The sequence below is a fragment of the Rhizobium sp. RCC_161_2 genome, from assembly GCF_041355235.1.
Taxonomy (GTDB): Bacteria; Pseudomonadota; Alphaproteobacteria; order Rhizobiales; family Rhizobiaceae; genus Rhizobium.
Window position 1 is genome coordinate 261050 of sequence record NZ_JBFUPL010000003.1, and the last position, 19347, is coordinate 280396.

16 protein-coding genes and 1 riboswitch are annotated in these 19347 nt (G+C 59.3%); of the genes, 2 read left to right on the forward strand and 14 right to left on the reverse strand.

Annotated elements, in window-relative coordinates; genetic code table 11:
* Positions 1 to 116: 116 nt before the first annotated feature.
* On the forward strand, positions 117 to 3440 hold the full coding sequence (locus AB6803_RS09085) for a thiamine pyrophosphate-dependent enzyme (protein WP_371108574.1): 3324 nt from the start codon (positions 117 to 119) through the stop codon (positions 3438 to 3440).
* A 219-nt stretch (positions 3441 to 3659) separates the two neighbouring features.
* Here AB6803_RS09085 and AB6803_RS09090 read toward each other — a convergent pair whose 3' ends face one another.
* From AB6803_RS09090 to AB6803_RS09155, 14 genes are all read right to left on the reverse strand, one after another.
* A complete protein-coding gene (locus tag AB6803_RS09090; RefSeq protein WP_371108575.1) occupies positions 3660 to 4430 on the reverse strand; it encodes a GNAT family N-acetyltransferase in 771 nt (256 codons plus the stop codon).
* A gap of 502 nt (positions 4431 to 4932) precedes the next feature.
* Positions 4933 to 5778 carry an aspartyl/asparaginyl beta-hydroxylase domain-containing protein gene (locus AB6803_RS09095; RefSeq protein WP_371108576.1) on the reverse strand — a complete coding sequence of 282 codons (846 nt, stop codon included), beginning with the start codon at positions 5776 to 5778 and terminating at the stop codon, positions 4933 to 4935.
* Positions 5779 to 6092: 314 nt separating this feature from the next.
* Positions 6093 to 7439 (reverse strand): voltage-gated chloride channel family protein, encoded by a 1347-nt coding sequence (locus AB6803_RS09100; protein WP_371108577.1) that lies wholly within the window; start codon positions 7437 to 7439, stop codon positions 6093 to 6095.
* 116 nt (positions 7440 to 7555) lie between these two features.
* A riboswitch (Fluoride riboswitch) is annotated at positions 7556 to 7643 on the reverse strand.
* A gap of 57 nt (positions 7644 to 7700) precedes the next feature.
* Complete coding sequence (locus AB6803_RS09105; RefSeq protein WP_371108578.1) at positions 7701 to 8525, reverse strand: class I SAM-dependent methyltransferase; 825 nt, start codon at positions 8523 to 8525, stop codon at positions 7701 to 7703.
* Between the two features lie 148 nt (positions 8526 to 8673).
* A complete protein-coding gene (locus AB6803_RS09110) occupies positions 8674 to 9717 on the reverse strand; it encodes a Gfo/Idh/MocA family protein (RefSeq protein ID WP_371108579.1) in 1044 nt (347 codons plus the stop codon).
* Positions 9718 to 9725: 8 nt separating this feature from the next.
* A complete protein-coding gene (locus AB6803_RS09115; RefSeq protein WP_371108580.1) occupies positions 9726 to 10511 on the reverse strand; it encodes a ThuA domain-containing protein in 786 nt (261 codons plus the stop codon).
* A gap of 163 nt (positions 10512 to 10674) precedes the next feature.
* Positions 10675 to 11016, reverse strand: coding sequence for an SMR family transporter (locus tag AB6803_RS09120; RefSeq protein ID WP_371108581.1), 342 nt, complete (start codon positions 11014 to 11016; stop codon positions 10675 to 10677).
* A gap of 19 nt (positions 11017 to 11035) precedes the next feature.
* Complete coding sequence (locus AB6803_RS09125) at positions 11036 to 11599, reverse strand: TetR/AcrR family transcriptional regulator (RefSeq protein WP_371108582.1); 564 nt, start codon at positions 11597 to 11599, stop codon at positions 11036 to 11038.
* A gap of 31 nt (positions 11600 to 11630) precedes the next feature.
* On the reverse strand, positions 11631 to 12719 hold the full coding sequence (locus tag AB6803_RS09130; RefSeq protein ID WP_371108583.1) for an ABC transporter ATP-binding protein: 1089 nt from the start codon (positions 12717 to 12719) through the stop codon (positions 11631 to 11633).
* Positions 12720 to 12832: 113 nt separating this feature from the next.
* A complete protein-coding gene (locus AB6803_RS09135) occupies positions 12833 to 13717 on the reverse strand; it encodes a carbohydrate ABC transporter permease (RefSeq protein WP_371108584.1) in 885 nt (294 codons plus the stop codon).
* Position 13718: 1 nt separating this feature from the next.
* A complete protein-coding gene (locus AB6803_RS09140; protein WP_371108585.1) occupies positions 13719 to 14621 on the reverse strand; it encodes a carbohydrate ABC transporter permease in 903 nt (300 codons plus the stop codon).
* Between the two features lie 73 nt (positions 14622 to 14694).
* Positions 14695 to 15963 carry an ABC transporter substrate-binding protein gene (locus AB6803_RS09145; RefSeq protein WP_371108586.1) on the reverse strand — a complete coding sequence of 423 codons (1269 nt, stop codon included), beginning with the start codon at positions 15961 to 15963 and terminating at the stop codon, positions 14695 to 14697.
* Positions 15964 to 16214: 251 nt separating this feature from the next.
* On the reverse strand, positions 16215 to 17108 hold the full coding sequence (locus AB6803_RS09150) for a sugar phosphate isomerase/epimerase family protein (protein WP_371108587.1): 894 nt from the start codon (positions 17106 to 17108) through the stop codon (positions 16215 to 16217).
* A 19-nt stretch (positions 17109 to 17127) separates the two neighbouring features.
* Complete coding sequence (locus tag AB6803_RS09155) at positions 17128 to 18156, reverse strand: Gfo/Idh/MocA family protein (RefSeq protein WP_371108588.1); 1029 nt, start codon at positions 18154 to 18156, stop codon at positions 17128 to 17130.
* 135 nt (positions 18157 to 18291) lie between these two features.
* On the opposite strand from AB6803_RS09155, the gene AB6803_RS09160 reads away from it, so the two are divergent.
* Positions 18292 to 19332, forward strand: a complete 1041-nt coding sequence (locus tag AB6803_RS09160; RefSeq protein ID WP_371108589.1) for a substrate-binding domain-containing protein — start codon at positions 18292 to 18294, stop codon at positions 19330 to 19332.
* Positions 19333 to 19347 lie beyond the last annotated feature (15 nt).

A 19347-nucleotide genomic window follows, 5' to 3' on the forward strand; every position in this document is an offset into this window, starting at 1 on the left:
AAACCTATTTCAAATCGAGAAGATATTGTCATTTAACGTGTATTGAAAAAGGCACCCTGGGGGGTTACCTATCCCTCGCAAATTATTGACCATGAAAGATTAGGAAAACTATTGAAATGGAAGGGAGATTTACCACAGATCATCTCAAGCAACTCCATAGAATATTTTTCACATCTCGTGAAATAGATAGACTTGAACGAGAATTCATTAAGCAAGGCATAGCACACTTTCATGTTTCCGGTGCCGGACACGAGTCGACGGCGCTGTTGAATGAATTCCTTCATGACGACGATTGGCTGCATCTGCACTATCGCGACAAAGCCCTGATGCTGGCGCGCGGCATGCCCATTCGTGAGTTTTTCTCCAGCCTTCTTGCCACGGCAAACTCCCATTCCGCCGGCCGCCAGATGAGCGCGCATCTTTCCTCTCGTGCTCTCAACATCACGTCCATCGTCGGTCCGGTCGGCAACAATGCACTGCATGCCGTCGGTGCCAGCGCAGCGCTGAAGCATAAGGCAGGCATGCCGATCGCCATCTGTTGCGTTGGCGACGGCACCACGCAGCAAGGCGAATTTCTGGAAGCCGTGGCCGAAGCCGTGCGCGGCCAATATCCTGTCGTCTTCGTCGTCGAGGACAATAGTTTCTCCATCTCGACACGCACCAGAAAGCAGACCTTCTTCGATCTGCCGACCGGCCCCGCATCCTCTTTCTACGGCCTGGACATCATCCGCGCCGAAGGCGACGATCTGGCCGCCTCCAGCGAAGCCTTCCGCAAGGCCGTCCGCCATAGCCGCAACAACCGCACGCCGAGTCTCGTCGTCATCAACATGGAGCGGCTGACCGACCACACCAACGCCGACGACCAGAAGACCTATCGAACGCAGGATGAGATCGAGAACGCGGCCTACCGCGATCCTCTCATCAATTTGCGCGCCGCCCTGCTGGAGGCGGGCGTCGACGACGCCGCGCTGGACAAGATCGAAAAAGACCTGACCGCCGAGGTACAGGCAGAAGCGGCCCTTGCCCGCAAGGAAGATGCGCCTAAGGTCGAGCCGGAAGCAAAAGCACCCTACCCTGCCTCCTTCGACAAGACAGCCGAATATCGTGGCGACGCCAGTGCCGCGACGCTGACGATGCGCGAGGCGTTGAACGGCGTGCTCGACAAGCAGCTGGCCGACAATCCGGATGTCGTCCTCTTCGGTCAGGACATCGAGGACCCCAAGGGCGACGTCTTCGGCGTCACACGCGGCCTCAGCACGAAATATCCCGAGCGCGTCTACAATGCGGCGCTGAGCGAATCGACCATCGTCGGCACCGCCGTCGGCCGGGCGCTAGCCGGCCAACGCCCGGTTGCCTTCCTGCAATTCGCCGATTTCCTTCCGCTCGCCTATAACCAGATCGTCTCGGAAATGGGCAGCATGTTCTGGCGCAGCAATGGCGCCTGGGAATCGCCCGTCATCCTGATGGTGAGCTGCGGCGGCTACAAGCCTGGCCTGGGGCCGTTCCACGCGCAAAGCTTCGAGAGCATGCTGGCGCACACGCCCGGCATCGACGTCGTCATGCCCTCCACCGCTGGTGACGCTGCCGGCCTGCTCAATGCCGCTTTCGAATCCAGACGTCCGACCGTCTTTCTTTATCCCAAGGCTGTGCTCAACAATTCCGACGGCCGCACCTCCACCGATGTCGACCAGCATTTTGTCCGTCCCGGCCTGTCGCGCTATGTCGCCCGCGGCCGCGACCTGACGCTGGTCACTTACGGCAACACGGTGTCGCTCTGCGCCAAGGCGGCAAGTGCCTTCGAGACCCAGGGATTTTCGGTAGAGGTCATCGACCTGCGCTCGATCTCGCCATGGGATGAGAAGGAAGTGCTTGCCAGCGCCAAGCGCACAAAGCGCCTGATCGTCGTGCATGAAGATAACCGCACGGTCGGCATGGGCGCTGAAATCGTGGCCACCGTCTCAGAGAAGGCCGACGTGCCCGTCGTCGTCCGCCGGCTCGCTCGCTCGGACTCGCATGTCCCCTTCAACTTCGGCAACCAGCTGGAAACGCTGCCATCCTACAGCAAGCTGGTCGACCTGATGGCCGAAGTCCTAGAATGCGAGGTCACCTGGCATGAAGAGGACAAGTCCGGCCCGACGGCCGCGATCAAGGCGATCGGCTCCGGCCCCGCCGACGAGAACGTGCTGGTGACCGATCTCCTGGTGAAGCCTGGCGATACGATCGAGGTTGGCCAGCTCGTCGCCGTGGTCGAGGCGACCAAGGCTTCGGTCGAGATCTGCGCCAATATCGGCGGCGTGGTGCAGGAAGTCTTCGTCAAGATCGGCGACCAGATCGCAACCGACAGCCCGCTTCTGACCGTCGATGCCGACCGCGACCTCAGCGAACGCAATTTCGCGCTTGCTTCCGAGGTCCAGAACAAGTTCGTGCTGCGCCGCCTGAAGTCGCACGCCATCCCGGCGCTCCGCCGCCATTCCGGTAATTTCACGGAAATCGCCGTCAGCGGCATGGGCTTTGCGACCGGTGCCCGCCGGGTCACGAATGAAGAGATCATCCATAACTGGCCGAACCGGCGCGCAGAGGAAATCTTCGCGCTGACCGGCATCAAGAGCCGCTATTGGGTCGGCCCCGGCGAAAGCACGCTGAGCCTGGCAACCAAGGCCGTTCGCGACCTTCTGCACCAGACCAATACGACGATCCATGACATGGACCTCGTCATTGCCGCCACCGGCACGCCCGATATCGCCACACCGTCGCTCGCAAGCCGCGTTTCGGTCGCCGTTGCCGAAGACGGCGTGCGGCCGTCGCTCGCCGCCTACGACATGGGCGCCGCCTGCTCCGGCTATCTCTATGCCCTACAGCAGGCTTACGATTTCATCGCCCAGCAGAACGACGCCAAGGTGCTGATCGTTACCTCGGAAGTGCTGTCGCCACTGCTCGACATGAGCGATTTCTCCACCGCCATCCTGTTCGGCGATGCCGCCACCGCCTGCCTGGTGACCAGCCGCGACATGGCGCGCAATCCGCTGTTCGCAGCCAGCCGTCCGGTCATCAACGGCCGTCCGGAGCCGGGCGATCTCCTCTATGTCCCGCTGCCGGACAAGGGGGTCATTTCCATGAACGGGCGCTCGGTCTTCACCGAAGCCGTTCATTCCATGTCGCGCTCGATCGAAGATGCCTGCGTCGATGCCGGATTGGAGCTTGCCAATCTCGATCTTCTGGTGCCGCACCAGGCCAACCAGCGCATTATCGACACCATCGCCAAGCGCAGCGGCCGCCCGGCACTGAGCGTCATCGAGAACTACGGCAATACCAGCTCGTCGAGCATTCCGCTCGCCATGATGCATGTCGCCAACGAACGCTCCGAGCCGCTCAACCTCGGCCTCGTCGCCTTCGGCGGCGGCATGACCTCGGGTGCGGCTATCGTACGCACGATAAAGTAGCAACCATTGGCAGCAAGAAGCCGCCGCCTCCAGTGGGCGGCGCTTCACCATGATGCAGACGCTCTGCGCCTGATTTCCCTTGATGATCCGGTCGAATGTTAAGATAACCGATGCGTCCGGTTTCACTTTATTCTGGGCGCGCCGTATTTTCAGCCACGATCAACTTGCTCTCAGTTCGACAAACGCAAGGGCGGATGACGCACCCCAGCAACACTCTCGTCAAACGAAACGATTTGAGACCTTCGAATCAAAGCGGTGAATTTCACGTAAGGTCCTGTAGAGCACACTAGATTTCATCACGATGTAGCGCGGCGAAACGACACCGCCAAATCCAGAATACAGCAGAATCGAGCCGGTATGGGCGACGCCGTCGAAATCAAAGATGAGGCCCATTGAAGCCGCGCTTTTGATTGCCTGCCAGATCAAGAGCGCAATGGCGCCGTTGCCACTATCGGCGCTTCGCGTCGAAAGCATGTAGTAATAGGATTTTGTATCCCAGGCGCAGAATATCGCAGCCTTGGCGGCACCGCTGTCGTCCACGGCAACCCAGAAATGGCCCCGCCCGCGGTCCAGGCATTCGCTGACTATGTCTTGGCAGGTGGCGAAGTCGATATTGGCGTTCTCGCCTTTCGCGTCAAGATTGGCAACGAAGAAACGAAAGAAGGCTTCGGGATCCATCATATTGGAGATGCGATAACGCTCCTTGGCTCGCCGTATGACGTTGCGCGTCTTATCCCTCATACTTTTCCAAATCACATCATGTTCGGCAGGGGGAATTTCAAAGGTGAACTGCGTCGATACGTCGAAGTCCTCAGCCTGAAAAGCCAGGGTTTCGCCGACGCCACGATGCATCTTCTGACGAAAAGAGGAGAGGTTTGGCAGTTTTCTGACGAGCTCGCGTGTAATCGACAGCCGCTTTACGAAGCGATTCGGTTCGCTGCCCGAACCGTCAATGATGCCTGGGCCGAGAAAGTGCGTCAGCGTCGGCATATTACTACTCTGTAGGCCGAGGCGCGATTCTATAATGAAGGGCAGACGGCCGACAGTGCGTCCGCCGTCGGTAACCTCCACAACTTCGGCTCTACCCTTTGTTGCGACGCGGAGCCACCATGTTTCGTGGAAAATTGTCGGGACCAAAGGGTCAAAGGAGACTGTAGATTCGACTCTAGCATCATTCGCCAATCCGAGAAAAAAACTAGTCATATCGAATAGAATCCCTCCCGAAATTCATAATAATCACTGCAACTTAAGTATCAATCCATAATTTTATTAAATATAATTGCACAACCCAATGAATAATTCAACTCTCCATAGATATCGATTCAAAAGCCATTATGATGGTGAAATATAGTGACGCAAATCAGCCGCTTGACGTTGTGGGCTTCCCGCGACCGACTACTGCGTTTCAACGCGCAGCCTTACTGACCAAAAACAAAACCCCGGAATCCGCCGCGGATTCCAGGGTTTTGGTGCGTTCACAAGCCAATGAAGATTATGCCTTCGGGCGGTTTCTCAGCGCCTCGGCTTCGGCATAGAACTTCTTTTCCCATTCCTTGTGATTGTCGAGGCCCTCCTTGATGAACGGCGTGAAGATCGCGAGGTTCATTAAAGCCCAGTTGACGATGCGGGCCGGGAATTTCAGCGGCTTGACGAAATCGACGAAGAGGACGACGCGGGTCTTGTCGGTGTGGTTCCAGGCCTCGTGCTCATAGGCATCGTCGAAGATCAGCGCCTTGCCTTCTTCCCAGTGGCAGATCTGCTTGTCGACGCGAATGGCGAGCTGGTCCTTCGGCTCCGGTACGATCAGGCCGACATGCAGGCGCAGCACGCCGTTATAGGGGCCGCGATGGGCGGGAAGGTGCTTGCCCGGCTCGAAGATCGAGAACATCGCCGTGGTCAGTCCCGGGATCTTCTGCACCGCGGCCCAGGTGTTCGGGCAGGCCTTGATGTTCTGCTCCGATTTCACGCCAAAACCGAGAAGAAAGAAGGTCTTCCAGCGGTTATCGGTCGAGATGGTCTTCACATCGGTGGAAATGTCCTGGAAGGTCGGCAGCTCACTCTGGCGTTCCAGCACCTTTTCCAGCTCGGCACGGATCGCGGGATAATCCTTCTCGATCTCGGCGGCCCAGGGGAAAGTGGCATTGTCATAGACCGGCGGATTACCGAGCTTGGCGTATTTCAGATTAAGGTTTTCGGCCCAGGCGACCACGCCCATAAAGAAGCGTGTGACTGTGCTTGGGCGATCCATCGGCGCGATGCCGGTTGTACCAAAGGTTTGTTCCGGAGCATTCGGCTCGGCGGTTGTGGGAGCTGGTGCGCTCAAAGTGCTCTCCGTCATGTCTGTCTGCGTAGGGGTTGTTTGGGAGGAGGAAATCTTGTCCCAGGGAAATCTTGGAGCGGCAACGGGTCCGACAATGTCTGCTTTTGCCTGGCCATCCCTGATCGGCGCTCGACTCCTCTGTTATGCAATGATCATAATGAAAGATTATATGAGTTCATTAGTCGAATTTCGCAAGAGTATCCGTTCGTAAGAGCGGGGTTTTGTCGTGCGCGTTTTTCATCGCCTGTTTCCCCGGATATCAGCCCCGGAGCCGGCGGAAATACGGCCAAGTCCAAGATTTTTTTCCGCAATGATTTCATAATTTTGCCAGCTCACCGCTCCTCTCGCTTGGTCTTGGTGTTCAGCAGCGAGCGGATCGATACACCGGGCGAAATGTCGCCGGCGGCGGCGCTCTTCACGGTACCGATACGCTGCGACAAATAGATGCTGGTATGGCCGCTGCAGATATAGGCAAGGAAGCAGGCGACAGCGAGATAGACCGTATGCGTCGCGCCGAAGAGCTCGATGCCCATGATCATGCAGGCAAGCGGCGTATTGGTCGCGCCCGCGAAAACCGCGACGAAGCCGAGTGCCGCAAAGAGATCGACCGGCGCGCCGAGAACGGCGGCGATAGCATTGCCGAGTGCGGCACCGATGAAGAACAGCGGCGTCACCTCACCGCCCTTGAAGCCGGCGCTAAGGGTCACGACGGTAAAGACCGCCTTCCAGAACCAGCTCCAATAATCGACGCGCGCCGGATCGAAAAATCCCACGATCGTCGCATCGCCGGGATTGGGCGACCAGACGCCGAGGCCGAGATATTCGCGCGTGCCGAGCGCATAGACGAGACCGATCAGCACGATGCCAGCAATCACCGGACGCAACGGCGCATAGGAGCAGACCCTCTTGAAGACCGCCGACATCCTGTGGGACATCTCACTGAAGCAGCGAGCCATCAGCCCGAAGAGCACGCCGGCGATGCCGACCTTGAGAAGCAGCAGCGCATCGAGATGGAAGGTGCTTGCGGGTGTGCCGGCGAGATAGGCGATATGGTACTGGGGGTGCTCGATCCCCCAGGCATGACAGGTCCAGTCGGCGGCAATCGCCGCCACAAGGCTGGGGATCAGCGCTTCATATTGCATGCGCCCGATGGTCAGCACTTCCAGTGCGAAGACTGCGCCTGCGATCGGCGTGCCGAACACTGCGCCGAAACCGGCGGCGATGCCGGCCATCAGCAGGATGCGGACTTCGGCGTGGCTCAGCCTGAAAAGCTTGGCAAAGGCACTGGCGATACTGCCGCCGAGCTGCACCGCCGTTCCCTCGCGCCCCGCCGAGCCGCCAACCAGATGCGTCAGAACGGTCGAGATCAGGATGAACGGCGCCATGCGCAACGGAACGCCACCGCCGGGCTCGTGAATCTGATCGACGATCAGATTATTACCGCCCTCTGCCCCTCGGCCGAACCGCTGATAGGCCAGCACCATCAGGAAACCTGCAACCGGCATCAGGAAGATCAGCCAGGGATAGTCGAACCGCGCTTGCGTCGCCCGGTCGAGGCTCCAGAGAAACAGTGCGCAGAGCGAGCCGACCACGGCCGCCATCGGTACTACCAGGAAGATCCATTTGAATATGCTGCGCAACTGCTGGAAACGATGATGAAAGAACTCGGATGCCGACATCAGTTCGCCCCTCCCGGAAGACCGGCAACGGGCCTGACGGGGACAAGGATCATGAAACAAAGTTGGGATAACAGCAGGATTGCGGACACGACTCTACTCCTTCGCCCCACCGGGCACGTTGAGTAGGAGTCATCAGCTTCCCTGAGACTTCAGAGCAGCGGTTCGGCCACCATGGCCCGGCAGAAATCCATTACCGTTGGATTTTCCATACAGATAAGGAAGCGTCCCTGTCAATCCGGGCGCCGCGGATGCGGCCGCCCTTCAAACTGCTTTGGCTATCATTTCGATCGGCGCGATCAGGCCGCTGCCGACCGACATGCCGACATTGCCCACGCGCTCCGCCGCCTTCGGGCCCATCAGTGCGCCGAGGCTCAGCGTCTGGCCGCCACCGGCGGCGCTGGCACGCATCTCCTGCGCCAGCCGGATTGCCAGCGCACTCCGATCTTGCTCGGACTCCACCGTGAAGCCGGCCTCGCTGAGTAGCTGTCGATAGGTTTCGGGCGTACAAACAAAGCTCGTCTCCGGCGTCATCGCCCAGGGCATCGGATAGGGCAGCGCACCGTCGCGCATCTGCATGACCTCGTAGAGACCGAACCTGCCGCCGGGCTTCAGCACCCGCCGCGCCTCGGCAAACAGCCGCGCCTTGTTTTCGATGTTCATGCCGACATGGATGAGCGTGGCGCGCTCGAAGCTTTGATCGGCAAAGGGAAGCGCCAGCGCGCTCGCCTGCTGAAACGACACCTGCTCGGCCATGCCGCAACGCTCGGTCAGGACATTGGCGACCTTGACGAATTCATCGGTGAGATCGACGCCGGTAACGATGCAGCCGTAGGTGCTGGCGATATAGCGCGCCGGCCCGCCAAGCCCCGATCCGATGTCAATGAGCCGCAGGCCGTCGCTTAGATCAAGATCCCGGGCAAACTCCCGCGTGGCCTCGCGCCGCCCGAGATGGAACTCGTCAATACCGGCAAGATCGTCGATACCGAGATGATCGATATCCTTGCCATTGGCGGCGAGCGCCGCAAGGATCGTCTCCTCCAGTGAGCCGTGCGTATAATGACTCGCAACCTTTTCCTCGGTGGACATGACCCCTCCTCCCATGACCTCGCATTCAGAGCGTGATGGAAGGATGCTGCACCTGCCTCCCCATCGCGTCAAGCAATTGCGACACTTCCAAAGGAAACGGCCGCCCGAAGGCGGCCGCTTAAACGTCGGAGATGAAGCCGAGACAGCATCAAACCTTGAGTTCGCGCCGCTCCGTTTCCGTGACCATGGCCAGATCGAGCACGCGCTGCAAATTGGCGGCATGGCGGAAGCTCGGATCCTGCGGGCTGCCGGTCATCACGGCGTCGGCGAAACGCTGATAATTGGTCAGCACCGGCGGCACCTCGATGACCTTCCATGTCGCCGTTTCCGTATCGTCGCCCAGGCAACCACGCAGTTCCGAACCGTTGGGGCTATGGTTGACCTCCAGGCCGCCGCGTTCGCCATAGATGCGCAGCTTCAGCTCGTTCAGATGCCCCGTCGCCCAGCGGCTCGCATGCACGACACCGAGCGCGCCATTGGCGAAATCGACGGACATCGAGAAGCTGTCATTGGCGTCGAGCGTGTATTCGCCGATGCGTTCGTCCGGCGCCTTGTTGAAGGTCTTCAGCCGGGCGAAAACATGATCGATATCGGTCGCTGCGCCATAGGCAGCGAAATCGAGGATGTGGATGCCGATATCGCCGAGGACGCCGTTCGAGCCGTGGCCGGTCGATAGCCGCCACAGCCACTTGGACTCGCTACGCCAATCGCCCCAGGCCCTGGAAACGAGCCAGCTCTGCAGATAGGAAGCCTCGACATGCTTCACCGTGCCGATCTCACCCGAGATCACCATCTCGCGCGCCTTCTGCAGCTGCGCGACGTTGCGGTAGGTCAGATTGACCATGTTGATGACGCCGGCCCGTTCGGCCGCCTCCGTCATCTCCAGCGCCTTGTCGTAATTCTCCGCCAGCGGTTTCTCGCAAAGAACATGCTTGCCGGCGGCCAGCAGCGGCAAGGTCGTCGGGTGGTGGGCCTTGTCCGGCGTGACGTTGGTCGCCGCATCGAACTCGCCCCAGGCAAGCGCCTCAGCCAGCGACGAGAAGCGGTTCTTGATGTCGAACACATCGGCGAAAGCGGCGAGCCTCGTCGCATCCGTATCGACTGCGCCGACGATCTCGACGCCGGGAATACGGGCGAAGTGTTCGGCCTGGTTCTTCGCCATGCCGCCCGTGCCAACAATTATGAGACGCATTTTATACCTCAGCGATAACCGGCTTCGCCGGCCTGGTGGAGTTTAGGACCACGTTCGACGATCGGCTCCAACGCCTTCTCGACCGGCACGTTCGGCGCATCATGAATGCTCGCTTGCGTGCCGAGCGGATTGTGAGCCCATTTGACGGAGTTGATCAAAACCTTCTGCACGGTGTCGTTGTGGTAGGTCGGATAGGTCTCGTGGCCAGGACGGAAATAGAAGATATTACCGGCACCGCGACGCCAGGTCATGCCGGAGCGGAAAACTTCGCCGCCCTGGAACCAGGAGATGAACACCGTTTCCAGCGGCTCGGGAACGGAGAACTGCTCGCCGTACATTTCTTCGTTTTCCAGCTCAAAATGTTCGCCGAGACCGGCAGCGATCGGATGGCGCGGATTGATGACCCACAGGCGCTCGCGCTCACCCGCTTCACGCCATTTCAGCGCGCAGGGCGTGCCCATCAGCCGCTTGAAGATCTTCGAGAAATGGCCGGAGTGCAGCACGATAAGGCCCATGCCTTCCCAGACGCGCTTGGCGACACGCTCGACGATTTCGTCACTCACGGCGCCATGATCCTTGTGGCCCCACCAGAGCAACACATCGGTATCCTTCAGCCGGGCTTCGCTCAGGCCGTGTTCCGGCTCCTGCAACGTTGCAGTGGTTGCTTCAATCCCGGCATCGGCATTAAGCCCCTTGGCGATCGTCGTATGCATGCCTTCCGGATAGATCTCGGCGACGACCTTGTTTGTCTGCTCATGAATGTTCTCGCCCCAGACGACGGCACGAATAGTCATTACGGCACTCCTCTAATACCATTGTAATTGAACATGTTACGCGTCCCAAAGCGCTTTGGAAAAGCGCCGCTTGTAGGTCTCCATCAGCCCTTCCAACGCCAGAGATAATGCGTCCGAAGCGATTTGACAAAGGCTAAAATTGCCATGCGAAACACCTGTCTTTTCAGTGCGACACGGATTTTGAAAACAGGTTGACGACGAGTACGCCGGCAATGATCAGACCAAGGCCGATGACCGCCGCCAGATCGAGTTTCTGGCGGAAAAACACCAACCCGACGGCGGAGATCAGCACGATGCCGAGCGCACTCCAGATGGCGTAGGCAATGCCGACCGGGATCACCCGCAGCGTCACCGACAGGCAATAGAAGGACGCGGCGTAGCACAGCACCAGCACGATCGAGGGACCGAGCCGGGTGAACTGCTGCGACATCTGCAATGCCGTCGTGCCCATCACCTCCAGCACGATCGCCACCATCAGCACCGCATAGACGGACGCGTTCGCCATCAAACCCTCTCGATATTCATTAGAGTTGCGTGAGCTCGATCAGCCGCTCGACCAGTTTCTCTCGGGCGCTCTCATCCATCTCGTGGCTGCCAAGCAGATCGGCGAGCCAGAGCCCATCGGTCGCCAGCCGCACGATCGCCGCATCCACGGAGGAGTCCGTGCCGACATATTCTTCGCTGCGTTCGCGCACCCAGTCGCGCCAGCGCTGCCGCAATTGCGGTTCGCTGAGCAGCACCATTGTCACCTGCGCCCAATCCTGCGTTTCCTCGGGCCTCTCGCGCAGCGCCAGACAGGCGCGAAGATAGCCGCGGGTGAAGCGCCCATGCGGCAGCGGATCGGCCCGCATCTCCTCCTCGATCGCCCGGTCCAGCCGCTCGATCAGACTGTCGAACAAGGCCTCGAGTAGCGTATTCTTGTTGGGGAAATGATGCAGCAATCCGCCCTTGCTGACACCGGACGCCCCCGAAACCGCATCCAGCGTCACCGCCGTCATGCCCTTCTCCGACGCCAGCCGCGCGGCCACCTCCAGCAACTGCTGGCGGACGAGCAAAGGCTGCTTCTTTCTGTGGTGCGCTGTAGACATGTCGGCATAACATACCAATTGGACGGTTTCGTCAATGCGCGGCGTGATGGGCGACATCGTTCTGGTCGAAAATGGTTAGTTTCGCCCCGTCGACGGCAAAGGCGATCGGCGCACCACTGGTGATGGTCGTCATGCCCGGGTCGGTGCCGATGATCTTCGAGCCGTCCTTCAGCCGGACATGCACAAGCGACCGGTCGCCCAACCGCTCCACCGTCTCGACCGTTCCAGCGATGTCGCCCTTGTCCGCCGTCGTCGCCACCAGATATTCCGGCCGGATGCCGAGCGTCAGCTCCGAGCGCGCCATGCCGTTCAGCGGAACCGCAGTCTTGATGGTCGATCCGTCCGGCAAGGTCGCCGTCGCAAAGCCTCCGGTCTCGCCGACACCGGCCACGCTGACGAAGTTCATTCCGGGAGAGCCGATGAACTGGGCGACATAGCGTGTTGCCGGTCGCGTATAGATTTCCACCGGCGTCGCCACCTGTTCGATCTTCTTGTTGTTCAGCAACACAATCCGGTCGGCAAGCGTCATCGCCTCGATCTGGTCGTGGGTGACGAAGACCATCGTTGCCCCCAATCGCTCATGCAATTGCGCGAGTTCGACGCGCGTGCGGTTGCGCAGACCAGCATCGAGGTTGGACAGTGGCTCATCGAATAGGAAAACGTCGGGTTCGCGCACGATGGCACGGCCAATGGCAACGCGTTGACGCTGGCCGCCCGAAAGCTCCGACGGTTTGCGGTCAAGCAGATGCGGCATCTCCAATATGGTGGCTGCGATGTCAATGCGCTTTGCAATCTCCGCCTTCGGCGTGCCAATGTTTCTGAGGCCGAACGACATGTTGTCGCGTACCGTCATGTGCGGATAGAGCGCGTAGGACTGAAACACCATCGACACACCGCGTTCGCCGGGCGGAAGCTGGTCGACCCGCCGCCCGCCGATCCAGACCTCGCCGCTAGTGATCGCCTCAAGCCCTGCGATCATCCGCAGCAAAGTCGATTTCCCGCAGCCGGAGCCACCCAGGAACACGACGAACTCGCCGGGCTCGATCGTGAGATCGATGTCGTTGAGAACCTGCACCGCACCGAAATGCTTGGTGACGGATTTGATGTTGATTCCTGCCATTTTTCCTCCTCCGGAAGAGTTGAACTTCGCCAGACCTGCCGTTTCTTGTCTTCGTATCCCGGCCTCGTATGAATGGGTCACTCCCACGAGGCCATATGCGTTGCGGCATTCGTCTATTTGACAGCACCAGCAGCCACGCCCCGTGTCAGGGTGCGTTGGAAAATCAGGAAGAAAATCACCGTCGGCGTGACGCCGAGCAGTGAGGCTGCGGCAACCGCCGTCGGATCCTGTGTATTGGAGCCCGACAGGACACCCATGGCGACGGAGACTGTCTGGTTGTTGTTGGAGACCAGGAACACCAGGGGAATCAGAAACTCGTTCCAGGTCCAGATGAAGAAGAAGGTCGCAAGCACGGCAAGCGTCGGGCGCAGGACCGGTACGATCACCAGCCAAAGAATCTGCCAGCGGCTCGCATTGTCGATCTGCGCGGCCTCGATGATCTCACGCGGAAAGGTGGTCAGCACCGAGGACAGAAGGTATGTGCCAAAGGCGGTGTGCAGTACGCCGATGATCAGGATCACCGAGAACATGGAATCGAACAGGCCCACCTGCTTGGCCATGTAGTAGAGCGGGTAAACCAGAGCCTCCTGAGGCGCCATGATGGAAATCAGCAGAATCACCAACAGAGCCCTCCCTCCCCGCACACGGCCGATGCCGATGGCATAGGCGTTGAGGAGGCTGAGAACCACCGCGAGAATGGCGGTACAACCACTGATCAGGATGCTGTTGAAGAGCTTGCGGGTGAAGTCGACATTGGCCCAGAAGTTCTTGAGCGCCGTCAGATCGAAGCTATGGGGGAAAGCAAGCGGACCATTGGCGGCATAGTCGGCCGGGGTCTTGATGGCGTTGAAGGCCGCCAGGAAGAACGGAAACAGCGTACCGCCAAGAAAGACGAACAGAACGGCCAGGACGATCCAGCGGGTAATGCCCTTCTTCTGGCGATGCTCCGTCGGCGCATCCGATGCGATCGGGGTCGAAAGTGAAGCCGTAGCAGCCATCTCAGCGCCCTCCCTCTGTCTGTTTGGACTGCATGCGCAGGAAGAAGATACCAAGCATGATCGTTACGACCGTTTGCAGTGTCGCGATCGACGCTGCATAGCCGACGCGGTTGGTGGTGAAGAAGTGGTAGTATGAGAGATAAGACGGCACCGTCGTCGCATTGTCCGGTCCGCCTGATGTCAGGACGTAGATCGGCGCGAACACCTTTAGGGCGGCGATCAGCGTAGTGAGCGCAACCACGAAAATTTCCGGCATCAGCATGGGGATCGTAATGTAACGAAAGCGGCCGAACCAGCTCGCATTATCAAGCTCGGCGGCCTCATAGAGCGAAGGATCGACCCGCGCCAACCCCGACATGAAGACCACCAGACAATAGCCCACCTGGATCCAGACGATGACGGCCGAGACCGCCCAGAGCGCATAACTTGCATCTCCCAGCCAGTTCTGCGCCATGAAATCGAGACCGATCGCTTTCAGGACCGTATTGACGATCCCGATCGGATTGAGGATCCATCCCCATAGTACGCCGGCCGCGGTCAACGGCAGGATTTGCGGCAGGTAGAAACCCGCGCGAAAAAAGCTCGACAAGGTCTCGCCGAACTGCGCGCTGATGTAATCGAACAGCACCGCCGCCAGCACCAGGCCCAGAATGATCGGCACGATCGTCATCGAAATGATGAACAGGAGCGTGTGCTGGATCGATCCCCAGAACGCCGCATCCACGAGCAATCTCTCGTAGTTCTGAAACCCGATATACCTCGGCGTTCCGATGCCCTTCCAGGTCGTGAAGCTGATGGCGAAATTGGCGATCAGGGGGACAAGCACGATCAGAGCGAACCCCAGCATGCCGGGGAGAATATAGAGATAGTATCCCGCCCTGCCGGAGTTTTTGGACTTCTCCATCGCATTCCTCCAGTCCGAGACAGCGAGACGGCATCAAGCCGTCCCGCCGCTGCGAATTGCTTCAATACAGGGGTTACTGCGCAGCCTGCGCGTCGTCGTAGGCCTTCTTCAGGCGATCGGCGAATTGCTCCGGCGTCGTCGAGCCGTTCACCAGGCCGGTGGTCGCCTGGATCAGCAGCTCGTAATAGCCGGGGACCGGCCAGTCCGGATAGAAACCGAGACCACCCTTGCCGGAAATCTCGTTGAAGAGTTCGACATTGCGCTTGCCGACTTCGTCGGTGACGGTAGCGGGATCGGCGGCGATGGCAACACCACCAAGATTGGCCTGCAGGTTCTGGTTCTCCTTGCTCAAGACGAGATCGATGAACTCGTAGGCGAGATCCTTATTCTTGGCGCTCTTGGGCACCATGAACAGGTTGCCGGTCGAACCCGTGCTGTATTTCGGGGTCGGGAAGATGAACTGGCTCCACTTGAAGTTCTTGATCGAGCTCGCGAAGTTGCCGTTGTTCCAGGTGCCGCTGACGAACATTGGCGACTTGCCAGACGAGAAGAGGTTGTCGGCACCGCCCGTGCCCTTCAGGCCCGTCGAATCCTTGGAGATGTAACCCTTGCCAACCCAGTCGACGATCTTCTGCGCGGCGAACAGGAAGGGCTTCGTGTCTAGCGGCGCCTTAAGACCCTGGTAGTTCTTCACCCAGGTGTCGTCAGCCTGCGTCAGGGCCAGCTCATAGAGCAGATGCTGTGCGTTGGAATCCACGGTGCCGTAGGCAAGCGGCGTAATGCCCTTCTGCTTGAAGGCGTCGAGCGCGGCTTCGAACTCGTCCAGCGTGGTCGGCACTTTCACGCCGTTGGCCTGAAACATGTCGATATTATAGAAAACTGAAACGAATTCGGCATAGACGGGAATGCCGATGATCGGACCGGAGCCATAGACGCCGTTTGCATCATATTTGCTGAGCTGGCTATTGGTTTCGTTGAGGATCTTATCCCAGCCTCGCGACTTGAATTGATCGTCGAGCGGCGTCAGCAGACCCTGCGAAGCAACGAGGCCTGCTGTGGCATTGCCCTTGTTATATTCCAGAAGATCCGGCGCCTGGTCCGAATTGAGGATGAGGCTGCCTGCCTTCTGCAATTGCTCGAAGGTCTTCTGTTCGAAATTGATCGTGACATCGGGATGCTTGGCTTTTAGCTCTTCAAGCGCCTTGGTCCATGCCTTGGCCTGCGAAGTATCCGGCAGTTCGAACCACCAGACGTTAAACGTCTTGCTCTGCGCTTGCGCGACGCCGGCAGCCAGCAAGAGCGACATGCCGGCGGTGATCGCCAGCTTCGAAAACATGTTCATTATATTTTCCTCCACCATGCGAACCGTGACGATATCAATCCGACGACATGGCTCGCGATGCCCGTCGGCACGTTCCTCTTTACTTTGCCCCTCGTCCGTTCATCGACGATGAGACGAACCCCTTGGACATCGCAACGCTCCTCCATTCCGATGTCCCGGCACTGGAGCGCCGCGCGGGGACGTCGCTCCAGTTCGCCGAATTAACGCACAACTCGCATCTTAAATCGATTCAGATTCAAAGTGCGGTCGCGCTATTCGACGAATTCGCCGCCCCGGCTCTGCTTCAGATAGTTCAGGCCATGAATCTGGCCAGTCATTTCCAACTCGTCGCGATAGACCGGGTCATGCCAGCCTTCGATATCGATCGAACCCGACCAACCGGCGAGGCGCAATTCGGAGATAATGTCGGTCCAGTTGCTGTCGCCGAAGCCTGGCGTGCGCATGAAGACGAACTTCTCCTTGCCGAAAATGCCGTGTTCCTTGATGACGTCCCAACGGATCGTCGCGTCCTTGCCATGAACGTGGAAGATCTTTTTTGCCCATTTGCGGATCTGCGGCAGCGGCTCGATCAGATAGACCATCTGATGACAGGGTTCCCATTCAAGCCCAATATTGTCGTCCGGTGTCTCGTTGAACATCAGCTCCCAGGCATCCGGATTATGCGCAATGTTCCAGTCGCCGGTCGCCCAGTTGCCGTCCATGGCGCAGTTTTCGAAGGCAATCTTGATGCCCTTGTCGGCGGCTCGCTTGGCAAGCTCGCTCCACACTTGCTTGTAACGCGGAAGGCTGTCGGTCAGCGGCTTGTTTCGAATGCGGCCGGTGAAGCCGGCAACGCAGGTGGCGCCGAAGTGATGGGCGTTGTCGATGCAATCCTTCCAGCCCTGCAGCGTCTGCTGATCGAGGTCGGAGGTTTCAAGCGGATTGCCGAACATGCCGAGCGTGGAAATGGTGATGTCGCGGCTGCCGATAGCGTCGAGGCAGCGCTTGCCGAGTTCGGCCAGATTCTGGCCGTTGGTCGTCTGCCAGAAGAAGGGTTCGAAGCTTTCGAAGCCGTGGTCGGCGATCTTGGCGATGCCCTTGGCGGCATCCTCGCTGGTCGCCTTGATCATCGTGCCAATGCGGATGGCCTTTGCCGGATTTGTCATGATCTCACTGTCCTTATGCTTAGATTTCGATACGCCGGCCCGACTTGGCGCTTTCGATTGCGCCGAGGACCATTGCGAGGCTGTGGATGTTGTCGCTGCTTTCGGTTTCCGGCCGCTTGCCCGTCTTCACGGCGTCGATGAAGGAGGCGATGACGCTCGCATGCCCATGCGTCTCGTCATCATGCCTGGGACCGGGAACCTCGATGGGGGTAGAGCCGCGCAACAGGCCCGGCTCATGGCCGGCGACGGAGGCTTCGAAATGCTCTTCGCCGTCCCAGGTCAGCATGCCCTTGCTGCCGGTGAGCCGCCATTGGCTCTCCCAACTCGTGCGCTTGCCCTCAGTGCACCAGGAACCGCGATAGCTGAAGACGACATCGTCGGAAAACTCAAACAGCGCATGCGCGGAAGCACCGTGCTTGTACCAAGACCCGGCAGGATTTTTCTCGACGCAATAGACCGAGACCGGCGTCTTGCCGGCAACGAAACGGGCGGCATCGAAGGTATGGATCGCCATGTCGAGCAGGAGCACATTGTCCATCTCCTCACGGAAGCCGCCAAAATGCGGCCCGAGGAAGAAATCGCAATGAATACCGGTAAGCTCGCCGATCGCGCCCTCTTCGACAAAGCGGCGCAGACGGCGCACGCCGGAGATGAAGCGGCGGTTCTGGATGATGGCGTGTACCTTGCCGGTCTTGGCGGCGAGATCGATGAGGGCTGCCCCCTCTTCAAGCGAAGTTGCCATCGGCTTTTCGCTGAGGACATGGCAGCCGCCATTCAGCGCCGTCGAGACAACGCCGAAGCGGGCGGCGGGGATGACGACGTCGAACACCAGGTCGGCCTTCGTCGCCGCGATGACTTCGGCAAGATCCGAACCGATAACGGCCTCTTCGAGACCGAACTCTTTCGCAAGGCCTTCGGCGGTCGCTCGATTGAGATCGACCAGGCCCACGACCTTGATGGTTTCGGCAAGCGACGGCGTCGAGGCTATGGCCTTGAGCCAGCCTTTGGACATAGCTCCGCACCCGCACAAAATGGCATTAAGTTTCACGATTTCCTCCAGCGAACGGTGTCAAACTCCTCGTGACACGCATTCCGTAAACGTTTACGATCCTATGCGAAAAGATTTTCCTGTGTCAATAGAGGAGGACTATGGAAAATGGCGCATGGAGGAAAACACCCGCCGATGAAGGGAATTCGTCAGCTCGCCGACCATCTCGATATCTCGATCGGCACAGTATCACGCGCGTTGAACGGCAAGCCTGATGTCAACGAAGAGACCCGCAAGCGCGTACTCGCTGCCGCCGAACAGCTGGGCTATGTGGCCAACCAATCGGGGCGCAGCCTGCGGCAAGGCACGACGAACGTCATCGGCCTGATGATCCAATCCAGCAGGGAAACCGTTGAAAACAGCGACAATTTCTTTCTGACCGTAACGGGTGGGCTGCAGAGCGTGTTCGCGCGCCACAACCTCGATTTGATCATGCTCCCCTGCCCGAATGATGAAGATCCCTACGAGTACCTGAAACGAATGGTGGCAAGACGCGTCGTCGATGCGCTGATCATTTCGGAGACACAGCGCATCGACAAGCGTTTTGATCTGCTCGCCAAAACGAAAATCCCCTTTGTAGCGCTTGGCCGCAGCCTCTCGATCGGCCAGCATCCCTGGGCCGATCTCGATTTCGACGGCGTCGCCAATGGCGCTGTCGACCGGCTCGTGGCGCATGGGCATCGCCGCATTGCCATCAGCGCGCCCTCCAGCGACATCAACCTCGGCTTCATCTTCGTGGAGGGCTATCGGCGCGCACTGGAGCGGCACGGCATCGCCTATGACCCGGCATTGGTCATCCGCGCCAAATCGAGCGAACAGGGTGGCTATCAGGTTGCCGATGAACTGCTTCGCCTTGAAGAGAGGCCGACGGCTGTGATCCTGATCTACGAATTGATGGCGATCGGCCTCTATCGGCGCGTGATGGAAGCCGGCATCATTCCAGGGCGCGACATTGCCGTCGTGGGTTTTCGCGAGGCGCCGCGCGCCAAGTTTCTGCAACCGCCGCTAACCTGCTTTCGCACATCCCTGCACGAACTCGGTGTCGAATTGGCCGAGATCCTGCTCTCCAGCATGCCCGCCTATAGCCATATCTACCCCCAGACCAAGCGCCAGATGATCTGGCCGCTACAGCTCGTCCCCGGAGAAAGCGACAGTTTTCATCTGAAGGCGGAGTAGCGCCGAAACGCCGCA

Excerpts from the sequence above, each read along its gene's own strand:
- AB6803_RS09085 (WP_371108574.1), top strand. The coding sequence starts at position 117 with ATGGAAGGGAGATTTACCACAGATCATCTCAAGCAACTCCATAGAATA.
- AB6803_RS09090 (WP_371108575.1), bottom strand. The coding sequence starts at position 4,430 with ATGCCGACGCTGACGCACTTTCTCGGCCCAGGCATCATTGACGGTTCG.
- AB6803_RS09095 (WP_371108576.1), bottom strand. The coding sequence starts at position 5,778 with ATGACGGAGAGCACTTTGAGCGCACCAGCTCCCACAACCGCCGAGCCG.
- AB6803_RS09100 (WP_371108577.1), bottom strand. The coding sequence starts at position 7,439 with ATGTCGGCATCCGAGTTCTTTCATCATCGTTTCCAGCAGTTGCGCAGC.
- AB6803_RS09105 (WP_371108578.1), bottom strand. The coding sequence starts at position 8,525 with ATGTCCACCGAGGAAAAGGTTGCGAGTCATTATACGCACGGCTCACTG.
- AB6803_RS09110 (WP_371108579.1), bottom strand. The coding sequence starts at position 9,717 with ATGCGTCTCATAATTGTTGGCACGGGCGGCATGGCGAAGAACCAGGCC.
- AB6803_RS09115 (WP_371108580.1), bottom strand. The coding sequence starts at position 10,511 with ATGACTATTCGTGCCGTCGTCTGGGGCGAGAACATTCATGAGCAGACA.
- AB6803_RS09120 (WP_371108581.1), bottom strand. The coding sequence starts at position 11,016 with ATGGCGAACGCGTCCGTCTATGCGGTGCTGATGGTGGCGATCGTGCTG.
- AB6803_RS09125 (WP_371108582.1), bottom strand. The coding sequence starts at position 11,599 with ATGTCTACAGCGCACCACAGAAAGAAGCAGCCTTTGCTCGTCCGCCAG.
- AB6803_RS09130 (WP_371108583.1), bottom strand. The coding sequence starts at position 12,719 with ATGGCAGGAATCAACATCAAATCCGTCACCAAGCATTTCGGTGCGGTG.
- AB6803_RS09135 (WP_371108584.1), bottom strand. The coding sequence starts at position 13,717 with ATGGCTGCTACGGCTTCACTTTCGACCCCGATCGCATCGGATGCGCCG.
- AB6803_RS09140 (WP_371108585.1), bottom strand. The coding sequence starts at position 14,621 with ATGGAGAAGTCCAAAAACTCCGGCAGGGCGGGATACTATCTCTATATT.
- AB6803_RS09145 (WP_371108586.1), bottom strand. The coding sequence starts at position 15,963 with ATGAACATGTTTTCGAAGCTGGCGATCACCGCCGGCATGTCGCTCTTG.
- AB6803_RS09150 (WP_371108587.1), bottom strand. The coding sequence starts at position 17,108 with ATGACAAATCCGGCAAAGGCCATCCGCATTGGCACGATGATCAAGGCG.
- AB6803_RS09160 (WP_371108589.1), top strand. The coding sequence starts at position 18,292 with ATGAAGGGAATTCGTCAGCTCGCCGACCATCTCGATATCTCGATCGGC.